Origin of the sequence: Coralloluteibacterium stylophorae (genome assembly GCF_018122625.2) — a bacterium.
Classification (GTDB): Bacteria; Pseudomonadota; Gammaproteobacteria; order Xanthomonadales; family Xanthomonadaceae; genus Coralloluteibacterium; species Coralloluteibacterium stylophorae.
This window is the reverse complement of record NZ_JAGQFT020000002.1, coordinates 458,720-479,248: the sequence shown is the minus strand read 5'-3', so window position 1 is coordinate 479,248 and position 20,529 is coordinate 458,720. Positions and strand designations below refer to the sequence as shown.

General features: G+C 74.2%; 17 protein-coding genes and 1 pseudogene. 17 read left to right on the top strand and 1 reads right to left on the bottom strand.

Features of this window, described 5'->3' with window-relative positions:
* Positions 1–22: 22 nt before the first annotated feature.
* A complete protein-coding gene (locus KB893_RS04545) occupies positions 23–3,532 on the bottom strand; it encodes a hybrid sensor histidine kinase/response regulator (RefSeq protein WP_211925227.1) in 3,510 nt (1,169 codons plus the stop codon).
* 177 nt (positions 3,533–3,709) lie between these two features.
* Here KB893_RS04545 and KB893_RS18790 point away from each other — a divergent pair.
* From KB893_RS18790 to KB893_RS04460, 17 genes and pseudogenes are all read left to right on the top strand, one after another.
* A pseudogene (locus KB893_RS18790) lies at positions 3,710–4,321 on the top strand (YceI family protein).
* The gene (locus KB893_RS04535) at positions 4,318–4,896 is read left to right on the top strand and encodes a cytochrome b (RefSeq protein WP_211925226.1); all 579 of its coding nucleotides are present in this window, start codon (positions 4,318–4,320) and stop codon (positions 4,894–4,896) included. Before KB893_RS18790 ends, KB893_RS04535 begins: the two are co-directional and overlap by 4 nt.
* Positions 4,893–5,444 carry a YceI family protein gene (locus KB893_RS04530; RefSeq protein WP_211925225.1) on the top strand — a complete coding sequence of 184 codons (552 nt, stop codon included), beginning with the start codon at positions 4,893–4,895 and terminating at the stop codon, positions 5,442–5,444. The genes KB893_RS04535 and KB893_RS04530 overlap by 4 nt, the downstream gene beginning before the upstream one ends.
* A 67-nt stretch (positions 5,445–5,511) precedes the next feature.
* On the top strand, positions 5,512–6,999 hold the full coding sequence (locus KB893_RS04525; protein WP_338026849.1) for a GTPase: 1,488 nt from the start codon (positions 5,512–5,514) through the stop codon (positions 6,997–6,999).
* Positions 6,996–8,381, top strand: a complete 1,386-nt coding sequence (locus KB893_RS04520; RefSeq protein ID WP_213173476.1) for a GTP-binding protein — start codon at positions 6,996–6,998, stop codon at positions 8,379–8,381. The genes KB893_RS04525 and KB893_RS04520 overlap by 4 nt, the downstream gene beginning before the upstream one ends.
* A 261-nt stretch (positions 8,382–8,642) precedes the next feature.
* Positions 8,643–9,293, top strand: coding sequence for a cytochrome c3 family protein (locus tag KB893_RS04515; RefSeq protein WP_211925223.1), 651 nt, complete (start codon positions 8,643–8,645; stop codon positions 9,291–9,293).
* Positions 9,281–12,298 carry a 4Fe-4S dicluster domain-containing protein gene (locus KB893_RS04510; protein ID WP_211925222.1) on the top strand — a complete coding sequence of 1,006 codons (3,018 nt, stop codon included), beginning with the start codon at positions 9,281–9,283 and terminating at the stop codon, positions 12,296–12,298. Before KB893_RS04515 ends, KB893_RS04510 begins: the two co-directional genes overlap by 13 nt.
* Positions 12,295–13,659 (top strand): NrfD/PsrC family molybdoenzyme membrane anchor subunit, encoded by a 1,365-nt coding sequence (gene nrfD / locus KB893_RS04505; protein WP_211925221.1) that lies wholly within the window; start codon positions 12,295–12,297, stop codon positions 13,657–13,659. The genes KB893_RS04510 and nrfD overlap by 4 nt, the downstream gene beginning before the upstream one ends.
* The gene (locus KB893_RS04500) at positions 13,656–14,195 is read left to right on the top strand and encodes a quinol:electron acceptor oxidoreductase subunit ActD (RefSeq protein ID WP_211925220.1); all 540 of its coding nucleotides are present in this window, start codon (positions 13,656–13,658) and stop codon (positions 14,193–14,195) included. Before nrfD ends, KB893_RS04500 begins: the two co-directional genes overlap by 4 nt.
* Positions 14,195–14,851: a c-type cytochrome gene (locus KB893_RS04495; RefSeq protein WP_211925219.1), complete on the top strand. Its 657-nt coding sequence runs from the start codon at positions 14,195–14,197 to the stop codon at positions 14,849–14,851. The genes KB893_RS04500 and KB893_RS04495 overlap by 1 nt, the downstream gene beginning before the upstream one ends.
* Positions 14,848–15,888: a hypothetical protein gene (locus KB893_RS04490; protein WP_213173475.1), complete on the top strand. Its 1,041-nt coding sequence runs from the start codon at positions 14,848–14,850 to the stop codon at positions 15,886–15,888. The genes KB893_RS04495 and KB893_RS04490 overlap by 4 nt, the downstream gene beginning before the upstream one ends.
* Complete coding sequence (locus tag KB893_RS04485; RefSeq protein WP_211925217.1) at positions 15,885–16,226, top strand: hypothetical protein; 342 nt, start codon at positions 15,885–15,887, stop codon at positions 16,224–16,226. Before KB893_RS04490 ends, KB893_RS04485 begins: the two co-directional genes overlap by 4 nt.
* Positions 16,223–17,005 carry an SCO family protein gene (locus tag KB893_RS04480; RefSeq protein ID WP_213173474.1) on the top strand — a complete coding sequence of 261 codons (783 nt, stop codon included), beginning with the start codon at positions 16,223–16,225 and terminating at the stop codon, positions 17,003–17,005. Before KB893_RS04485 ends, KB893_RS04480 begins: the two co-directional genes overlap by 4 nt.
* Complete coding sequence (gene coxB / locus KB893_RS04475; RefSeq protein WP_211925215.1) at positions 17,002–17,946, top strand: cytochrome c oxidase subunit II; 945 nt, start codon at positions 17,002–17,004, stop codon at positions 17,944–17,946. The genes KB893_RS04480 and coxB overlap by 4 nt, the downstream gene beginning before the upstream one ends.
* Positions 17,943–19,553, top strand: a complete 1,611-nt coding sequence (gene ctaD, locus KB893_RS04470) for a cytochrome c oxidase subunit I (RefSeq protein WP_211925214.1) — start codon at positions 17,943–17,945, stop codon at positions 19,551–19,553. Before coxB ends, ctaD begins: the two co-directional genes overlap by 4 nt.
* Positions 19,550–20,203, top strand: a complete 654-nt coding sequence (locus KB893_RS04465; RefSeq protein WP_211925213.1) for a cytochrome c oxidase subunit 3 — start codon at positions 19,550–19,552, stop codon at positions 20,201–20,203. The genes ctaD and KB893_RS04465 overlap by 4 nt, the downstream gene beginning before the upstream one ends.
* Positions 20,200–20,526: a cytochrome C oxidase subunit IV family protein gene (locus KB893_RS04460; protein ID WP_211925212.1), complete on the top strand. Its 327-nt coding sequence runs from the start codon at positions 20,200–20,202 to the stop codon at positions 20,524–20,526. Before KB893_RS04465 ends, KB893_RS04460 begins: the two co-directional genes overlap by 4 nt.
* Positions 20,527–20,529 lie beyond the last annotated feature (3 nt).

The window sequence follows — 20,529 nt, the reverse complement described above, 5'->3', positions numbered from 1 at the left end:
CGCGCCCGCGCCGGCCCGGCGCTCAGGCCGGATCGACCGGACCGGCCGACCGCACCGCGGCGATGGCCGCGGCCAGCGCCGCGAGGGTCACCGGCTTGCGCAGGAAGCGCAGCATGCCGGCCTCCAGCGCCTCGCTCTCGGCGGCCGCGTCGGCGCGGGCGGTCAGCGCCACCAGCGGCATGCCGGGGCACTGCGCCCGCAGCAGCCGCGCGAGCTCGAGGCCGTCGAGGCCGGGCAGGTCGAGGTCGAGGAAGGCGAGGTCGAAAGGCTCGCCGCCGGTCTCGGCCAGGGCCGCCATCGCGTGCACCGCATGCACCACCTCGTGCCCCGCAGAGCGCAGCAGCCCGCTCACCACCCGCGCCACCGTGGCATCGTCCTCCACCAGCAGGATCCGGCAGGCGCCCGCATCGGCGGCGCTGCGCCGCACCGGCTCCGCCGCGGCGGGCAGCGCGCACGGCACCAGCGGCAGCCGTACCTGGAACCGGGTGCCCACGCCGGGCGTGCTGTCGATCTCGATGCGGCCGCCCATGAGCGTGACCAGCTCGTTGGCGATCGAGAGGCCCAGCCCGCTGCCGCCGTAGCGGGCGGCGGTGCGCGCGTCCTCCGCCTGCACGAAGCGCTGGAACAGCCGCGCGCGCTGCCCCTCGTCGAGCCCCGGCCCGGTGTCGGACACGGTGAACAGCACGACCTCGCCCTCCTGCGCGGCCTCGATGTCCACCCGACCGGCCTCGGTGAACTTGACCGCGTTGTGGGCGAGGTTGAGCAGGACCTGGCGCAGCCGGTGCGGGTCGCCGCGGTAGCCCGGCGCCAGCGAGGACGCGACGACGTCGCAGGCGAAGGCGATGCCCTTCGCGCGCGCCTGCGTCGCCAGCAGCCGGCAGACGTCCTCGATCACCGCACGCAGGTCGAACGCCTCGTCGGCGAGCGGCAGGCGCCCGGCCTCGATGCGTTCGAGGTCGAGCGCGTCGTTGACCAGGTGCAGGAGATGTTCGCCGGCGCCGCGGAGCGCCTCGGCGTAGCTGCGCTGCTCGGCGCCCAGGCGGGTGCCGAGCAGCAGTTCGGCCATGCCCAGCACGCCGGTCAGCGGCGTGCGGATCTCGTGGCCCATCGTCGCCAGGAAGCGGCTCTTGGCGGCGGAGGCCGCCAACGCCAGGCGGTGCTCCTGGCGCTGCAGCGCATAGGCCTGGCGGCGCTCCAGGCGCCGCCGGTAGCCCGCGAAGACCAGCACGAAGCCCAGCAGCATGAGCGCCAGCGCGGCCGCGAACGCCCACGGTGTGCGCCACCACGGCGCCGCCACCACGAAGCGCAGCTCGCGCGGCTCCGACCACTGCATGCGGCCGTCGCGGCCCTGCACGACGAAACGGTACCCGCCCGGCTCCAGGCGCGAGAACACGCGTGCGCCGGACGCCGAGCGCATCCAGTCGGCGTCGTAGCCGACCAGGCGCGAGCGGTATTCGATCACGGCGGAATCGCGGAACGACAGCAGGTGCGCGGCGATGCGCAGCTCCCGGTCCTCGGGGCCCAGCTCGAAGTCGCCACCGGCATCCAGCAGCACGGAGCGGCCGTCGCGCTGCAGGCTGGGCGGCTCCAGCGCCAGGCGCGGCGGGGCCGCCGCGGTCGGCGGCGCGTCGGCATCGAACAGGAGCAGATGGTCGCGCGCGGTCAGCGCCGCGCCGATGCCGTCGGCGGTGAGCAGCATCCGCCGCTCGGGACCGGAGCCGTAGCCGGGGATGCCGTCGTTGCGGGTGTAGTGCTGCAGGGAACGTGCGGGCACGTGCCAGCGCAGCAGGCCGCGCGGCGTCATCAGCCAGACGTTGTCGACGGTGGCGACGAGGCCGCTGGCCTCGACCGCGGGGAGGCCCTGCGCGACCGTCACCGCGTCGATGCGGACGAGCCCTGCCCCGTCCCAGCGCAGGCGCTGCAGGCCGCTGCGCGCGTGCAGCCAGAGGCTGCGGTCCGGCAGAGACTGGAAGGCGTACACCGGCCCGCGCGGGGCACCGGGGACGCCGACCAAGTCGTGCCCGGCCGCATCCCAGCGCAGCAGGCCGCCGGCGTGCGCGACCCAGAGCGTCCCGTCCGGCCCCGCGCCGAGCTGCTGCACGTCGAGCTCGGCGAGGCCCGGCGCGCGGATCACCTCCTCGCCCTGCGCGTCGAATGCGGCGAGGCCGCTCCGCGCATCGTGCACCCAGAACAGCCCGCCCACCGCTTCGGCATGCATGGCGGTCTCCGGACGCACCTCGTCCACGCGGCGCCGCGTGCCGTCGTCCCGCTGCAGGACCAGGCGGCTGCCGAAGAACCAGCGTCCTGCCCCGGAATCCACGCGCACGCGCTGGAAGCCGCCTCCGACGCTGTCGAGCGGAGGTACCGGCCATGCCTCCAGGCGTCCGTCGCGCGCATCGAAGCGATGCAGCCGGTCGGCCACCGGGCCGCTGCCGGACGCGAGCACCAGACCCGCGCGTGCCGCATCCAGAGCGAAGGTCCGCAGGTCCGAGCGGGAGCCCGCGGTGGCCGGGCGGAGTCCGCCATCGCCGAACGACAGCGCTGCGAAGCGTCGCCATTCCGGTCCGAGGTAGGCGACGCCGTGGTTGCTGGTGCCGAACCACCATCCGCCTTCGTGGTCCTGCAGGATCGCCTGCACGCCGTTCGCGTCCAGCAGGACGGCGTCGGGCTGCTCGGTGGCGTCGGCGCCGGCGTAGTGCAGGAGCCCGGCGCTGGTCGCGACCCATGCGCCGTCGCCGTGATGGCGCACTGCCGCAGCCCGGATGGCGCGGCCGCCCCGCACGAAGCGCCGCGGCTCGAACCCGTCCGCGGCGGACCAGCGGACCGTGTCGGTGCCGGTGATCCACAGGGTGCCGTCCGCCTGGGCATCGAGGTTCAGCACCACCCCGTCCACGTCCTCCACCGCGGCGAAGCGCCCGCCCGCGAAGCGCGCCAGGCCGCTCATGGTGCCCGCCCAGAGGGTTCCCTCCGCATCCACCTCCACCGCCAGCACGCGCGCGTCCGGAAGACCCTCGGCGGTGCCGAAGCGGCGGATGCGGTCGGCGCCGTCGATGCGCAGCAGGCCGCCGCCGAACAGCGCGACCCAGACTGCGCCGTCGGCGCCGGAGGTGATGTCGAAGACGTCGCCGCCGAGCGCCGATGCCGACGCGGCCCCTTCGTCGCCTGCGCCGATCGCGGCGAACCGCGTGCGGGCGGGATCGAGCCGCTGCAGGCCGCCGCCCTCGATGCCGATCCAGAGCCGATTCGCCGCATCCACGTGCAGCGCCTGCACCGTATTGGCCGGCAGCGAGCCCGGATCGTCGGGGACGTGGCGCCAGACCCGGAAGGCACTGCCGTCGTAGCGCGCGAGGCCGTCGCTGGTGCCGATCCAGATGTAGCCGTCCCGATCCTGCGCGAGCACGGTCGCGGATTCGGAGGGAAGACCCTGCTCGATCCCGAACAGGCGCGGCTGCGGCGTGGGCGGGAGGTCGACGGCGCAGACCGCGCGCGCGGCGGCCAGCGCCAGCACGGCGGCGACGATGCGGATCGGCACGGCTCCCCTCCCTGCGAGTCGAAGGCGGGCATCCCCATGCCGCGCCGCCGGGCATCGTCGCAACGGCGCGTCCCGGCCGCAAGCGCGCGCCGGCGGCGCCACGGCGCCTAGAATCCGGCCGCGATGCACACCGCCCACGCCCGTCTCCTGCCGCCGCCCCGCACCGCATCCCTGCGACTGCGCTGCCTCGCGACGCTGCTCGCGGTAATCGCGACCGCCGCGGCGCAGGCGGAGCCCGCGCGCTTCGTGATCGACCCTGTGCACACGCGGGTGGTCGTGTTCGTCCGCCACGCGCAGTTCTCGCGCGCGGTCGGCACCGTCTCCGGCGCGCAGGGCGAGGTGCTGTTCGACGAGGACGATCCCGCCTCGGCATCGGTGCAGGTGGCGCTGCCGCTCGCGCGGCTCGATTTCGGCGACCCGGCCTGGAACGAGGTGGTGCTCAGCGATGTGCTCGACGTGGACGCCACGGCCCAGGCGCGGTTCGCCTCCACGCGCGTCGAGCTGGTCGACGCCACGCACCTGCGCGTGCATGGCACGCTCACCATCGCCGGCGCGTAGGCCCCGGCGGTGCTCGACGCCACCATCAACGCGCTGCGCCGGCATCCGCTGCCGCCGTTCCGGCGCACGCTCGGCGTCTCCGCACGCACCATGATCGACCGCCGCGAGTTCGGCATCGATGCCTTCCCGCGCAGCGTGGGCCACGAGGTCGAGGTGATCATCGAACTGGAGGCCACGCGCCGGGCACGGGCGCCGGCTTCCTCCCCGCCATCCACGCAGGAGGCTCCGTGAGCAGGATCAACCGCACCCGCTGGGGCGGCGTCAGCCAGGCGCTGCACTGGTTCGTCGCCCTCGCCATCCTGGTCCTGGCCGTGGTCGGGCTGGTCATGGGCGAGCTGCCGCGCACGCCGCGCTACTTCTGGGTCTACGACCTGCACAAGTCGCTCGGCCTCACCGTGCTGGCGCTGATGGCGGTACGCCTGGGCTGGCGGCTGTACGCGGGCGCGCCGCCCGACGTGCCGATGCCGACCTGGCAGCACCGCGTCGCCGGCCTGTCGCACTGGCTGCTCTACATCCTCGCCTTCGCGATGCCGCTGTCGGGCTGGCTCTACGACTCGGCCAGCGGACTGCGCCCGCTGCGCTGGTTCGGCCTCGCCGAGGTGCCCAAGCTCGCGGCGCCCGATCCCACGCTCAAGGCAGCCAGCCTGGCGGTGCACGAGTACGGCTTCTGGGTCCTTGCGGTGCTCGTCGTCGTGCACGCCGGCGCGGCGCTGTGGCACCACTTCGTCCAGCGCGACGTCACCCTCTCGCGCATGGTGCCGCGCGTGCTGCTCGATCCCCCCACCCCGAAGGACAGCCATCGATGATCCTGCGTCCGCTCCTCGTCGCCACCCTGTTCGCCAGCGGCACCGCCGCCGCCGCGGACTACACCGCGGTCGCCGACCGCTCGACCCTCGGCTTCGCCTCCAGCTACGAGGGCGAGGCCTTCGAGGGCCGCTTTCCCGGCTTCAGCGCCGAGATCGCGTTCGATCCGGCCGCGCCCGCCGCGGCCCGCTTCGACGTCGCCATCCCCGTCGGCAAGGCCGACACCGGCGTGGCCGAGCGCGACGAGACCCTGGTCGGCGCGGACTTCTTCGCCAGCGACAGCAACCCGACGGCCACGTTCGTGTCGTCCGGCGCGCGCGTTCTCGGCGGCGGGCGCTTCGCCACCGACGGCACCCTGACGCTGCGCGGCACCAGCCGCCCGGTGACGCTCGAATTCGCATGGACGCCGGGCGCCCGGCCCGAACTCGACGGCACCGCCAGCGTGCCGCGCCTGGCCTTCGACGTCGGCGGCGGCGACTGGGCCGATACCGGGCTGATCCCGGACGAGGTCGCGGTGCGCACGCACCTGGTGCTGCAGCCGGTGCAATGACGCGGGCGGCGCAGGCGGCGCTGGCCCTTCATCCGGCCGGCGCGCCGGGCTGTCCTAGAATCCCGGCGTGCACCGACGTCCCTCCCAACCGCTGCGCTGGCTGATCGCCGCGCTGATCGCGCTGGTCGCCGCCGCGCTGGCCTGGCTGCTGATCGCGGCGACCGAGTCGGCGCTCGCAGTGTGGGGCCGGCTCGACACCCTGCCCGGCTGGACCAGGATGGCCTTCCTCGCGGCCCTGGGCGTCTTCGGCCTCGGTGCCGGCGTCGCCATCTGGCGCGTGCTGCACCCGGGCGCGCCGCGCGCGCCGAAGGCGGCTCCGATCGATCGCGACAGGGTCGAGCGCCGACTCGACGCCCTGCCCGGCGACCACACCGCCGAGCTCGCCCGCGAGCTCGCCGCCAGCGACGCCCGCCGCGCCGGCGGCCGCCTGCACGTGGCGGTGTTCGGCGACATCAGCACCGGCAAGAGCGCCCTGGTCTCGGCGCTGGCACCCGGTGCGGCGCAGCCGGTCGACGTGGTCGGCGGCACCACCCATGCGGTGCACGAGGTCGAGGTGGTGCTCGCCGACGGGCTCGCGCTGGCGCTGGCCGACGTACCGGGCAGCAACGAGGTCGACGGCGACGCCTGGGCGCGCCTGGCCCACGTCGAGGCCGCACGCGCGCACGCGCTGGTCTATGTCGCCGACGGCGACCTCACCCGCAGCCAGGCCGCCGACCTGCGCCGCATCGGCGCCTTCGGCAAGCCGGTGGTGCTGGCGCTGAACAAGTCCGACCGCTACCGCGACAGCGAGATCGAGGCGCTGGCCGAGGCGCTGCAGCGGCGCTACCGCGACGAGATCGGGGCGGTGGTCGCGGTGCAGGCCGGCGGCGTCGACCGCCTGCGCCGCGAGTCCGACGGTGGCGTCGTCGAGCGCCCGCGCGCGCCGCGGATCGAGCCGCTGCTGCGCACCCTGCGCGCGATCGCGCGGCGCGGGCCGGAGGGGCTGGAGGCCGCGCGCGAGACCGCGGTGCTGGCCTCGGTCGACAGCCGTCTCGGCGAGCTGGAGGACGAACTGCGGGCGACGCGGGCGCTGGAGATCGTGCGCGGCTACACCCGCCGCGCGGTGATCGGCGCGCTCGCCGCGATCGCCCCCGGCACCGATCTCCTGATCCAGGGCGCGCTCGCCACCGCCATGCTGCGCGCGCTGGCGGAACTGCACGGGCTGCGCGTGCGCGACCTCGACCTCGACGCGCTGATCGGCGAGGCCAGCGGCATGGTCCGCACCACCACCTCGGTGACGCTGGCGATCGCCGGCAATGCGCTCAAGGCCTTTCCCGGCCTCGGCACGCTCGGCGGCGGCCTGGTGCATGCGGTGGCCTACGGGCTGATCTTCGACAGCCTCGGCCGTGCCGTCGCGCGCACGCTCGCCAACACTGCCGCGCTGGACCGCGAGGCGACCCTGCGCGCCTTCGCCGAGGAGCTCGAGCGGCCCAGCCGCGAGCGCCTGGCCGGGATCGTCGCGCTGGCGCGCGAGGCGCTCGGCGAGACGCGCGCTGCGCCGGAGCGCGCACCTTGAACTGGCTGTCGCGCATGCGCGGCTGGTTCGGCCCGGGCGCCGCCGGGGCGGGCGCCGCGCCACGCCGCGGCGGCGAGACGCACCTGGACCGCGCCGCCGACAGCCTGCGCGCGCTGATCGAGGACCGCTCCATCCCGAAGTCGGTGCGCGAGGCGCTGGCCGACGACTACGCCGAGATCCAGGCCCTGCTCGACAAGCTCGAGCAGGACCAGCTGCACGTGGCCGTGTTCGGCCGGGTCAGCGTCGGCAAGTCTGCCCTGCTCAACGCACTGGCCGGCCGCGATGCCTTCGCCTCCGGCGTGCTCCACGGCACAACCGTGCGCCAGCAGCGCGTGCACTGGGACAGCGCCGCGGCCGACGCGCCCCAGCTCGGCGCCCTGGTGCTGATCGACACGCCGGGGATCGACGAGCTCGACGGCGAGCAGCGCGAGGCGCTCGCGCACGAGATCGCCGAACGCGCCGACCTGGTGCTGTTCGTGGTCGATGCCGACATGACCGCGGTCGAGCACCGCGCGCTCGGCGAGGTGGCGGTCGGCGGCCGGCCACTGCTGCTGGTCCTCAACAAGGCCGACCGCTACACCGACGCCGAGCGCGCCGCGCTGCTCGCCCGGCTCGGCGAGCATGCGGCCGGGCGCGTGCGCCGCGAGCACATCGTCCCGGCGATGGCCGCGCCCGCGCCCGAACGCGTGCTGCGCGAGACCCCGCAGGGCGAGCAGGTGGTCGAGCGCGAGCGCGGCGCCGACGTCGAAGCGCTGCGCCGCGCGATCCTGACGCTGATGGAGCGCGAGGGCCGCAGCTTCGCCGCGCTCAACGCGGCGCTGGCGGCGGGACGCCTGAGCGATGCGGTCGGCGCCCGCCTGATCGCGCTGCGCCGCGCCGCCGCCGACCGCATCGTGCACGCCTACTGCCTGGCCAAGGGCGTGGCGGTGGCGCTGAACCCGGTGCCGGTGGCCGACCTGCTCGCCGCCGCAGCGCTGGACGTGGCCCTGGTCGCCCACCTCGGCCGGGTCTACGGGATGCCGCCCTCCCGCGCCGAGGCCGGCCGCCTGCTCGCGGTGATCCTCGGCCAGCTCGCGGCGCTGATGGGCGCGGTGTGGGGCGTGCACCTGGTCGCCTCCGCGCTCAAGCTCGGTACCGGCGGCCTGTCGACCGTCGCCACCGCCGGCGCGCAGGGGGCGCTGGCCTGGTACGCGACCTACGTCGTCGGCCGCGTCGCCGAGCGCTGGTACGCGCAGGGCCGCAGCTGGGGGCCGCAGGGGCCGAAGCAGGTCGTGCGCGAGATCGTGGAGTCGCTCGACCGCGACTCGATCCTGCGCGAGGCCCGTGCCGAGATCCTCGGCCGCCTGCGCGGACGGGACGCGGACGGCGGGCGCAGGCGCTAGCGGCACCACGGCGGCGCGGCGCCAGAGGCGGGCCGGAGCCTGCCCCCCGGTCCGGCGGATGGATGCTGCACCCGCTGTTGACGACCGTTCATGCAGCCTGCGGCAGATGCGCCGCCAGCCGATGCCGCTCCGCCGCCGCCACGGCGAACCATCAGGGGACATGCCGCGCACCCGCAGGCGCCGCCTGGCGGCCGTGACGACGGCAGCCCGGCGCCCCATGGCCACGCCGAGGCGGCCACGGTCGCGACGGATCCCGCTGGAATGACCCAGACGTTCTCGCGCCAGGCCCAGTTGTTCATCAAGCTCGTGCTGCTGGGCGGCGTGGGCGGCGTGGTCGTCGCCGCGCTGGCGTGGAAGGCGACGACCGCGCGACCGTACGCGCAGGGCGAACCGGTGGTGCAGCCGGTGCCGTTCTCGCACAAGCACCACGTCGCCGACGACGGCATCGACTGCCGCTACTGCCATACCGGCGTCGAGACCGACGCCTTCGCCGGCATGCCGCCGCTGTCGACCTGCATGACCTGCCATTCCCAGCTCTATACCGACGAGCCCGTGCTGGCCCCGCTGATCGCGGCCTGGACCGAGGACACGCCCCTGCCCTGGCGCCGGGTGCACGACCTGCCGGACTTCGTGTACTTCGACCACAGCGCGCACGTCACCCACGGCGTCGGCTGCTCGAGCTGCCACGGCCGCGTCGACCGCATGCCGCTGACCTGGCGCGCGGCGCCGCTGACCATGGAGTGGTGCCTGGACTGCCATCGCCGGCCCGAGCGCCACCTGCGCCCGGCCGACGCGGTCTTCGACATGGCCTGGACGCCGCCGCCCGACCAGCTCCGGCGCGGCCGCGAGCTCGCCGCGCACTACCGCATCGACCGCGACCGCCTCATCGAGTGCTCGACATGCCACCGCTGAAGCCCGCCGACGCCAGCCTCCCCGACGCGCGCTTCGAGCGCCTGCGCGCGGCGCTCGCCGGCACCCGCGGCGCCGAACGCTGGGCGGCGCTGGACCAGCTCGTGGCCGCGCCCGGCTTCGAGGACTGGCTGCGGCGCGAACATCCGCGCCTGGCCGCGGCCGCGGCGCTGCACCGCCGCGACTTCCTGCGCCTGGCCGGCGCCTCGCTGGCGCTGGCCGGCGTCGCCGGCTGCGGCGGCCCGCCGGCGGAGGAGATCGTGCCCTGGCAGCGCGCGCCCGAGGCGCGGCGCGACGACGACCCGCGCTTCTACGCCACCGCGCTGGGCATGGAGGGCGATGCGCTCGGCGTGCTGGTGGAATCCCACCAGGGCCGTCCGACCAAGGTCGAGGGCAACCCCGACCATCCCGCCAGCCTGGGCGCGACCGACACCTTCGCCCAGGCCGCCGTGCTCGAGGTCTGGGATCCGGACCGCTCGCGCGCCCTGCTCAGGGACGGCAATGTCGCCGACTGGAACGTGCTGCTGGCCGAGTTCGCGCAGCGCGCGGCCGGGTGGGACCGCGTCGGCGGCCGCGGCCTGCACGTGCTGACCCCACCGGTGGGCTCGCCCACGCTCGCCGCCGAGCTCGAGCGCCTGCGCACGCGCTGGCCGCAGGCGCGGCACCACGCGTGGGAGCCGTGGCACCGCGACCAGGCGCTGGCCGGCGCCGCCCTCGCCTTCGGCCGGCCGCTCGAGGCGCGCCCGCATCTCGAGCGCGCGCGCGTGGTCCTGGCGCTGGACGCCGATCCGCTCGCGCGCGCGCCCGGCCACGTGCGGCTGGCGCGCGGCTTCGCCGACGGCCGCCGCGTGGACTCGGAGGCGCCACGGATGAGCCGCCTCTACGTCGCCGAACCGACTCCCAGCCTCACCGGCGCCAACGCCGACCACCGCCTCGCGCTCGCCCACGACGCGATCGGTCCGCTGCTGCGCGCGGTCGCGGCGCGGCTGGGCATCGATGCCGGCGGCAGCGCGCCCGAGCCAGCGCGGGACGCCTGGGCCGGCGCGGCGGCCGAGGATCTCGCCGCCGCGCCGGGCGAGGCGCTGGTCCTGGTCGGCGAGACGCAGCCGCCGTGGGTGCATGCGCTCGCGGCACTCGTCAACGAACGCCTGCAGGCCTTCGGCCGCACCCTGGACTGGATCGAACCGGTGCGCGGCGGCGAGCCGGCCGCCGACTCCCTGGATGCGCTGCTGGCGGCGATGGCCGGCAACGAGGTCGACGGCCTGCTCGTGCTCGGCGCCAACCCCGTCTACGACGCGCCCGCCGATGGCGACTTCGCGCGCCTGTTCGCCAGCGTTGCCTTCAGCCTGCACCTCGGCCTGCACGTCGACGAGACCGCACGCCTCGCGCGCTGGCACGTGCCGCAGGCGCATGCGCTGGAGAGCTGGGGCGACGCGCTCGCCGCCGACGGCACCGCCAGCATCGTGCAGCCGCTGATGGCACCGCTCTACGACGGCCGCACCGCCGCCGCGCTGCTGGCTGCGCTGCAGGGCGAGCCCGACGCCGCCGATCACGCCCGCGTGCGTGCGCGCTGGCCGCTCGACGATGCCGCCTGGCACGCCGCGCTGCAGCGCGGGGTGGTGCGTGCCGCGCCGGCACCGCTGCCGCCGCCGGCGCTGGACGAATCGGCCTGGCGCGCGACGGCGACGCGGAACCCGACGCCCTCGCCCGCCGCCGGCAGGGACGGCGTCGACCTCGTGTTCCGTCCCGATCCCACGCTCTGGGACGGCCGCCACGCCAACAACGGCTGGCTGCAGGAGCTGCCGCGGCCGCAGACCACCCTGACCTGGGAGAACGCGTTCTGGCTGCCGCCGGAGCTCGCGGCCGTCCACGGCCTGCGCAACGGCGACGAGGTCGCGATCGAGGTCGACGGCCGCACCGCGCTCGGCGCGGCGTGGATCGTGCCGGGACAGGCGCCGGCCACCGTCACCGCCTTCCTCGGCGGCGGGCGCCGCCATGCCGGGCGGATCGGCGACGGCGTCGGCACCGACGCCTATGCGATCCGGACGCGCGCCGGCGCCTTCGTCGCCCGCGGCGCGCGGCTGCGGCCGACCGGCCGGCACCGAGCCCTGGCGCCGACGCAGCTCGAGCAGGACATGCACGGCCGCGAGCCGGTGCGGACCGAGACGCTGGCGGCGCTGGTGGCGGACGCGAAGGCCTTCGACCGCGGCCGCCATCGCGACGGGCCGTTTCCGAGCCTGTATCCGCAACGTCCGCGCGGCGGGATCGCCTGGGGCATGAGCATCGACCTCAATGCCTGCATCGGCTGCGGCGCCTGCACCCTCGCCTGCCAGGCCGAGAACAACATCCCGGTGGTCGGCGCCGACGAGGTGCGCAAGGGGCGCGAGATGCACTGGATCCGGGTCGACCGCTACCTGCCGGAGGCCCACCACGCCGCCGCCCTCGACGGCGCCGCGGCGCTGCACCAGCCGGTGCCGTGCATGCACTGCGAGCACGCGCCCTGCGAGCTGGTGTGCCCGGTCGGCGCGGCCATGCACGACGCCGACGGGCTCAACGTGCAGGTCTACAACCGCTGCGTCGGCACCCGGTTCTGCTCCAACAACTGTCCCTACAAGGTGCGGCGCTTCAATTTCCTGCAGTACACCGACGACGCCGAGAGCCTGGCCGGGCAGCGCAACCCGTCGGTGACGGTGCGCGGGCGCGGGGTCATGGAGAAGTGCACCTTCTGCATCCAGCGCATCCGCGTGGCCGAGATCGACGCCCACAACGCCGGCCGCGCGATCGCCGACGGCGAGGTGCGCACCGCCTGCGAGGCGGTGTGCCCGACGCGGGCGATCGTGTTCGGCAACCTCGCCGACGCCGACAGCGAGGTCGCGCGCAGCAAGCGCGACCCGCGCCATTACGACCTGCTGGCCGAGCTCAACACGCGGCCGCGCACCGGCTACCTCGGACGGCTGCGCAATCCCAATCCGCGGCTGGAGCGCGGCGACGCGGAGGACGGCGCATGAGCGGGCCGCCGGAGATGCCGGCGATCGCGCCCGGCCATGGCCTGGCGAGCATCGGCGACGCCGTCGCCCTGCGCACCTTCGCGCAGCGCGGCCGCGGCTGGTGGCTGCTGTTCGGGATCGCCAGCGCGCTCGCGCTGCTGTTCGCGGTGGCGGTCGGGCGCCTGCTGTGGAGCGGGCCGGGCGTGTGGGGACTGGGCGTGCCGGTCGCCTGGGGCCTGGCGATCTCCAACTACGTGTGGTGGATCGGCATCGGCATGGCCGGCACCTTCATCTCCGCGGCCCTGCACCTGACCGACCAGCCCTGGCGCGCGGCGCTCGCCCGCTACGCGGAGTCGATGACGGTGTTCGCGGTCGCGGTGTCGGGCTTCTTCCCGATCCTGCACCTCGGCCGGCCGTGGTTCTTCTACTGGCTGTTCCCCTACCCCGACTCGCTGGGCGTGTGGCCGCAGTGGAAGAGCGCGCTGGTCTGGGACTTCCTCGCGATCCTGGCCTACCTGATCGTCTCGATCATCTACTGGTACGTGAGCCTGGTGCCGGATGTCGCGGTGCTGCGCGACCGCGCACCGACGCAAGGCGCGCGCCGCTTCTACGGGCTGCTCGCGCTGGGCTGGCAGGGCAGCCGCCGGCAGTGGACGGCGCACGCGCGCTTCAGCGGCCTGCTCGCCGCACTGGCGGTGCCGCTGGTGTTCTCGGTGCACTCGATGGTGGCGCTGGACTTCTCGCAGGCCACGCTGCCGGGCTGGCACTCGGCGATCTTCCCGCCGTTCTTCGTCGCCGGCGCGCTGTATTCGGGCTTCGCCATGGCCCTGGTGCTGGGCATCCCGCTGCGCGCGCAGCTGGCGCTCGGCGACTTCATCACGCCGCTGCACCTGGACCGGCTGGCGAGGATCCTGCTCGCGGTGGGCCTGTTCGTGAACTACGCCTACCTGATGGAGATCTTCGTGCCCTTCTATTCCCGGGACGAGTACGAGATCCACACCGTGCTGACGCGGATGGGCGGCCCCTACGCGCCGGTGTACTGGTCGATGCTCGCGCTCAACCTGCTGCCCGTCCAGCTGCTGTGGTCGGCGCGCCTGCGCACGCAGCCGAAGGTCCTGTTCGGCATTGGTCTGGCGGTGGTGACGGGCATGTGGCTGGAGCGCTACATGCTGGTGGTGACCAGCCTGTCCGAGGACTACCTGCCCTCGAGCTGGGGCCACTACCTGCCGAGCTTCTGGGACTGGGCGCTGTTCGCCGGCAGCGTCGGCGTGTTCGGGGTCATGTTCCTGCTGTTCGTGCGCTGGCTGCCGGTGCTGTCGGTGAGCGAGCTGCGCGGCCTGGTCGCGCGGCGGCCGGATGCGCGCACGGGGGCATCGCGATGACCGAGGCGATCGCCGGGACCCTGGCGCGGTTCGCCTCCGGCGCGGAGCTGCGTGCCGCGGCCGCGGTGATCGCCGGGCGCGGCGGGGCGCGGATGGACGCATGGTCGCCGGTCGCCATCGACGGGCTCGACGCGGTGCTCGGGCGCCCGCGCGACGCCATCGGCCCGGCGGTGCTCGCCGGCGGCGTGCTCGGCGGCGGCGGCACCCTCCTGCTGCAGGCGCTGAGCGCTGGGGTGCTGTATCCGCTGGACATCGGCGGGCGGCCGCCGATCGCCTGGCCGCTGTTCCTGCCCGGCGCGCTGGAGATGACCTTCCTCGGCGCGGCCCTGGCCGGCCTGCTCGCCTTCCTGCTGTCGGCGCGGCTGCCGCGCCTGAACGAGCGCGCCTTCGACCTCCCGGGCTTCGCCGAAGCCAGTCACGACCGCTTCCTGCTGCTGGTGCATCGCGGGCCCGACGACCGCGACGAGGACCTGCATGCGGTCGCGGAGATCCTGCGCGCCGCCGGCGCCACCGCCGTCGTCCGGGTCGAGTCCTGATGCGCCGGGACGCGCTGCCGCTGCTCGCATGCCTCCTCGTCCTCGCCGGCTGCGAGAACGCCATGCAGGACATGTACGACCAGCCGCATCTCGAGGAGGGCGAGGCGACCACCCTGTTCCCCGACGGCCGGGTGCTGCAGGCGCCGCCGCCGGGCGCGGTGGCGCGGGCCGCCGGCGTGCGCGCGGACAGCTCCGGCGGCCGCCTCGGTGTCGCCGACGCCGGTGCCGACGCCGGTCCGCCAGGCCGCTCCGGACGCGCGCCGCCGTGGGGGCATGGCGAACCGGAGCAGCCGCTGCCGGCGATGCCCGGCCTGCCTCTCACCCGCGCCGTCCTCGAACGCGGCCGCGACCGCTACCGCATCAACTGCGAGCCCTGCCACGGTGCGCTCGGCGACGGCGACGGCACCCTGCCGCGGCGCGGCTTTCCGCCGCCACCGAGCTTCCACGAGGCACGCCTGCGCGCGGCGCCCGACGCGCACCTGTACGCGGTGATCACCCACGGCTACGGAGTCATGTATCCCTACGGCGACCGCGTGGTGCCGGCGGACCGCACCGCGATCGTGCAGTGGATCCGCACCCTGCAGCTCAGCCAGCACTTCCCCGCCGCGGCGCTGGCTCCCGGCGAACGCCACCGGCTCGACGAGGCGTCGCCGTGAGCCGGCGGACCTGGATCGCCTGCGCGATCGTGCTCCTGCTGCTGGCCGGCGCCGGGCTCCTGCTGCGGCCGCAGGCCGCCTTCGCCGGCTGGCTGCTGGCGTGGGCGTTCTGCCTGCAGCTGGGACTCGGCGCGCTGACGCTGGTCCTGGTCGGACGCCTCGCCGGCGGCGCCTGGCGCGAGCAGCTCGGCCCACCGCTCGTGTGGATCGCCTCGGTGCTGCCCGCGCTCGTACTGGCCGGGCTCCCGCTGCTGGCCGGGCTCGGCCGGCTCTATCCGTGGGCGCGCAGCGAGGCGCTCGCCGTGGATGCCACGCTCGCCGCGCAGGACTGGTACCTGGCGCCGGGGCCGCTGGCCCTGCGCTACCTGGTGGCGGCGGCGCTGTGGACGTGGATGGCGCTGCGCATCGCGCGCGCCAGGCCGCTGCGCACCGGTGCCGCGGTCGCCTTCGCGCTCCTGCATCTGCTGGCGGTGACGGCGTGGTCGATCGACTGGATCATGTCGCTGGTGCCGGAGTTCCGTTCCACCAGCTTCGGCCTGCGCGCGCTGGCGACGCAGGCGCTCGGCGCCTGCGCGCTGGCGCTGCTGCTGGCCCCGGCGCATCCGCTGGAACGCGTCCGCCGCAGCGCCGCCAAGCTCCTGCTGATGCTGGTGCTGGCCTGGGCCTATCTCGCGATGATGGGCTACGTGACCATCTACGCCGCCGACCTGCCGCCGGAGATCGCCTGGCTGCTCCCGCGCCAGCGCGGCGGCTGGGGCAGCGTCGGCCTCCTCGCCGTGGTCGCCATCGCCGGGCTGCCCTTCCTCGCCCTGCTGTCCGCGCGCGTCCGCGACGGTGCCGGCCTGCGCGCCGTCGCCGGCTGCATCCTCGCCGGACTGCTCGTGTTCGCCGTGTGGCAGGTCCTGCCGGTGGTGGCGGCGCCGGCCGCCGAGGCACTGGCCTGGGCGCTGCCGGCGCTGCTGGCCGCCGCCGCGGCGCTGGCCGCGGCGGCGCCGCGACCCGGCGAACGCGTCCCGGAGCGGGAGGCGAAGCGATGAGCGACCCGCGCCACCACGAGCCCGACGCCATCGCGGCCAGGACGCTGCGCCGGCTCGGCGCGCTGATGATCGTGATCCTGCTGACGGTGGCCGGCAGCACCTTCGTGGGCTGGCGCTTCCTGTTCCCCGGCCACCGCCATGGCGCGACCCAGGAGCAGCCGGTCCCGCCACCGCCGCGCCTGCAGCCGGATCCGGCCGCGCAGTACCGCGCCGAGAGGGGCCAGGACCGGGCGCGGCTCAAGGCCTGGGGCTGGGTCGACCGCGAACGCGGCATCGCACGGGTGCCGGTCGAACGTGCGCTGGAGCAGCGCCTGCGGGATGCGGGAGAGGCCGAATGAGGGCCTGCCTGCTCGTGGCCCTGCTGGTTCTCGCCGCGGGCGCGCGCGCGGCGCCGGACGCGGCCGTGCTCGCGCGCGAGGTCGGCATCGACCAGAACCTCGGCACGCGGCTGCCGGCGGCGCTGGAACTGCGCGAGTCCGACGCGACGCGCCTGCGCCTGGACGCCCTGTTCGGCGCACGCCCGGTGCTGCTGATGTTCGGCTACTACCTCTGCCCCAACCTCTGCCGCACCGACCTCGACGGGCTCGCGCGCGCGGTGCAGGAGAGCGGGCTCGAGCCCGGCGAGGACGTGGAGATCGCCTTCGTCGGCATCGACCCGCGCGAGGGTCCCGACACCGCCGCCGCCGTGCAGCGGGAGTACGCCGCGGCGTTCCCCGAGGCCGACGTGGCGCGCTGGCATTTCCTCACCGGCGAGGAGGACGCGGTGCGGGCGCTGGCCCGCCGCGCCGGCTTCCGCTACCTCTACGACCGGGAGATCGACCAGTACGCGCACGCCGCCGGGCTCTACGTCGTCTCGCCCGACCGGATGGTCTCCAGCGTGCTGCTGGGCGTGCGCTTCGACCCCGACGAGCTCGCCGCCGCGGTCGAGGGCGCGGCGCGCGAGGAGGTCGCCGCGCCGGTGCAGCAGCTGTTGCTGCTGTGCTTCCACTACGACCCGACCACCGGCCGTTACTCGCTGCGGATCGTGCGCGCGCTGCAGGTGCTGGGCGTGGCCACGGCGCTCGGCCTGCTGGCGCTGGTGTGGCGCATGCAGCGCCGCCACGGGAGGCGCGCATGAACCGCTGGCTGTTCGGCGCCTCCAGCATCGCCGGCGACCTCGACCTGCTGTTCGGGTTCATGACCCTGCTCTCGGGCATCGTCGCCATCGGCGTGTTCGCGGCGATCTGGTACTTCTGCATCCGCTACCGCCGCGGCCACGAGACCACGCGCACGCTACCCAGGCGCGGCGACCTGCCGGTCGAGCTGACCTGGACGATCATCCCGCTGCTGCTGTTCCTGGGCGTGTTCATCTGGAGCATCCGCCTGTACGCGCGCATCGAGACCGTTCCGGACGGCGCGATGCCGGTCTACATCGTCGCCAAGCAGTGGATGTGGAAGGCGCAGCACGCCGGCGGCCGCCGCGAGATCAACGTCCTGCACGTGCCGGTCGGCCGGCCGGTGCAGCTCAACATGATCTCCGAGGACGTGATCCACAGCTTCTTCGTGCCGGCGTTCCGGGTGAAGCAGGACGTGCTGCCGGGCCGCTACACGCAGCTGTGGTTCGAGGTCGAGGAGCCGGGCGAGTACGACCTGCTGTGCGCCGAGTACTGCGGGACCGAGCACTCCGGCATGCGCGGCACCGTCGTCGCCCTGCAACCGGAAGCCTTCGCGCGCTGGCTGGCCGGCGGCGGCGACGTCGCCGACCTGGCGACGCGCGGCGCGGCGCTGTTCCGGCGCCACGGCTGCAGCGGCTGCCACGCACCGGAAAGCCGCGTGCATGCGCCCGACCTGGCCGGCCTGCCGGGTCGCCCGGTGCAGCTGGCCGACGGCAGCCGCACCGTCGCCGACGACGCCTACCTGCGCGATTCGATCCTGCTGCCGACGCGGCAGGTCGTCGCCGGCTACGAACCGATCATGCCCTCGTTCGCCGGCCAGCTCGACGAGGAGGACCTGCTGGCGCTGATCGCCTACCTGAACTCGCTCGAGCGGCGTCCGGGCGCCGCGGAGATGCCGCCTTGACCGCCACCCTGCACCGCGAAGAACCCAGCTACCTGACCGCGGAACCCGGCCTGTGGTCCTGGTTCACCACCCGCGACCACAAGCGCATCGCGATCCTCTACGCGATCGCGATCACCGGCTTCTTCCTGGTCGGCGGCATCGCCGCGGCGCTGATGCGCGCGGAGCTGGCCACGCCCGAGGGCGACGTGCTCAGCGCCGAGGCCTACAACAAGACCTTCTCGCTGCACGGCATCGTGATGGTCTGGTTCTTCCTGATCCCCTCGATCCCGAACACGCTCGGCAACTTCCTGCTGCCGCTGATGATCGGCGCGCGCGACCTCGCCTTCCCGCGGCTCAACCTGTGGAGCTGGTACGTCTACATCGTCGGCGGCGTGTTCACCGTGGCGATGCTGCTGGCCGGCGGCGTCGACACCGGCTGGACCTTCTACACGCCGCTGTCGTCGATCTTCTCCAACACCCACGTGGTGCTGGCGGTGGTGGGCGTGTTCGTGGTCGGCTTCTCGTCGATCTTCACCGCGATCAACTTCATCGTCACCGTGCACACCATGCGCGCGCCGGGCATGCACTGGTTCCGGATGCCGCTGTTCGTGTGGGCGATGTACGCGACCAGCCTGGTGATGGTGCTGGCCACGCCGGTGCTCACCGCGACGCTCGCACTGATCGGGCTGGAGCGCCTGTTCGGCGTGGGCATCTTCGATCCCGCCCTCGGCGGCGATCCGCTGCTGTTCCAGCACCTGTTCTGGTTCTACTCGCACCCGGCGGTCTACATCATGGTGCTGCCGGCGATGGGCGTGACCAGCGAGCTCATCACCTGCTTCGCGCGCAAGCGCATCTTCGGCTATCGCTTCATGGCCTGGTCGATCATGGGCATCGCCGGGCTCGGCTTCCTGGTCTGGGGCCACCACATGTTCGTGTCGGGGCAGTCGATGTACGCCAGCATGGTGTTCTCGATCCTGTCCTACTTCGTCGCGGTGCCGTCGGCGATCAAGGTGTTCAACTGGACCGCGACCCTGCACAACGGCCACATCTCCTTCGAGGCGCCGATGCTCTACGCGATCGGCTTCGTCGGGCTGTTCATGCTGGGCGGGCTGACCGGGCTGTTCCTGGCGGCGACCGCGCTGGACGTGCACCTGACCGACACCTACTTCGTCATCGCCCACTTCCACTACATCATGGTCGGCGGCTCGGTGATGGCCTTCCTCGGCGGCATCCACTTCTGGTGGCCCAAGATCACCGGGCGGCTGTACCCGGAGGCCTGGGCGCGCTTCGCCGCGATCCTGATGTTCTTCGGCTTCAACCTGACCTTCTTCCCGCAGTACCTGCTCGGCATCGGCGGCATGCCGCGGCGCTACCACGACTACCCCGAGCAGTACCTGCTGCTCAACGTGCTGTCCTCGGCCGGCGCCTCGATCCTGGCCGTGGCCTACCTGCTGCCGCTGTGCTACCTGACCTGGTCGGTGTTCAACGGCCGCCGTGCGCCGCCGAATCCGTGGCAGGCCTCGGGCCTGGAATGGATCACCACCTCGCCGCCGCCCAAGCACAATTTCCGGCGCACGCCGGTGGTGGACTTCGAGGCCTACGACTACGAACAGGAGTCGACCCGGTGAACACGCTCCGGCGCGAGGTCCTGCCGGCCGAGCAGTTCGACGACCTGCCGCAGCAGCACGCCAGCGCGCGGCTGGGCATGTGGCTGTTCCTGCTCAACGAGATCCTGTTCTTCGGCGGCTTCTTCTGCGCCTACGCCTGGGGACGCTACGGCGCGCCGGAGGCCTTCACGCTCGCCAGCCGCAGGCTCGACGTGGTCCTGGCCGGGATCGAGAGCGTGGTGCTGATCGTCTCCGGCCTGCTGGTCGCCCTCGCCCTGCGCGCGATCCGCCTCGACCGCCCGCGCGGGGCCTGGCGCCTGCTCGCCTGCGGCGCCGCGCTGGGCCTGCTGTTCCTCGCCCTGCACGGCAAGGAGTACCTGACCGAGTTCCACGAGGGGCTGGTCCCGGGCCTGCACTTCCGCTGGGACGGCGTGCACGACGCGCAGGCGCAGCTGTTCTTCTTCCTCTACTACGCGATGACGCTGTTCCACGCGCTGCACGTCGCCGTCGGCGTGGTGCTGCTGGGCTGGCTTGCGCTGCGCACGCGACGCGGGCACTTCGACGCCGGCCACCATCCGCAGATCGAGATGGTCTGCCTGTACTGGCAGTTCGTCGACGTGGTGTGGATGTTCCTGTTCCCGCTGTTCTACCTCGTGGACCGCAGCACGTGAACCCCGACCATCCGAACCGGGACGGGGACCGCACGCGGCCGAACTCGCTGCGCACCGAGTACCTGCTGACCGCGGCCCTGCTCGTCCTGCTGGGGCTGAACGTGGCGTCCGCCTGGCTGCCGCTCGGGCGCTGGCGGCTGGCGGTGAACCTCGCGATCGCCGCCACCCAGGCCGGACTGGTGATGGCGGTCGCCATGCACCTGCGCAGCAGCCGGCCGCTGCTGCGCTACCTGGTCGCGGCAGCCGGCGTGCTGGTCGCGCTGCTGATCGGCATGGTGCTGGCCGACAGCCTCACCCGCCAGGCGGTACCGGCTCCCTGGTGAAGC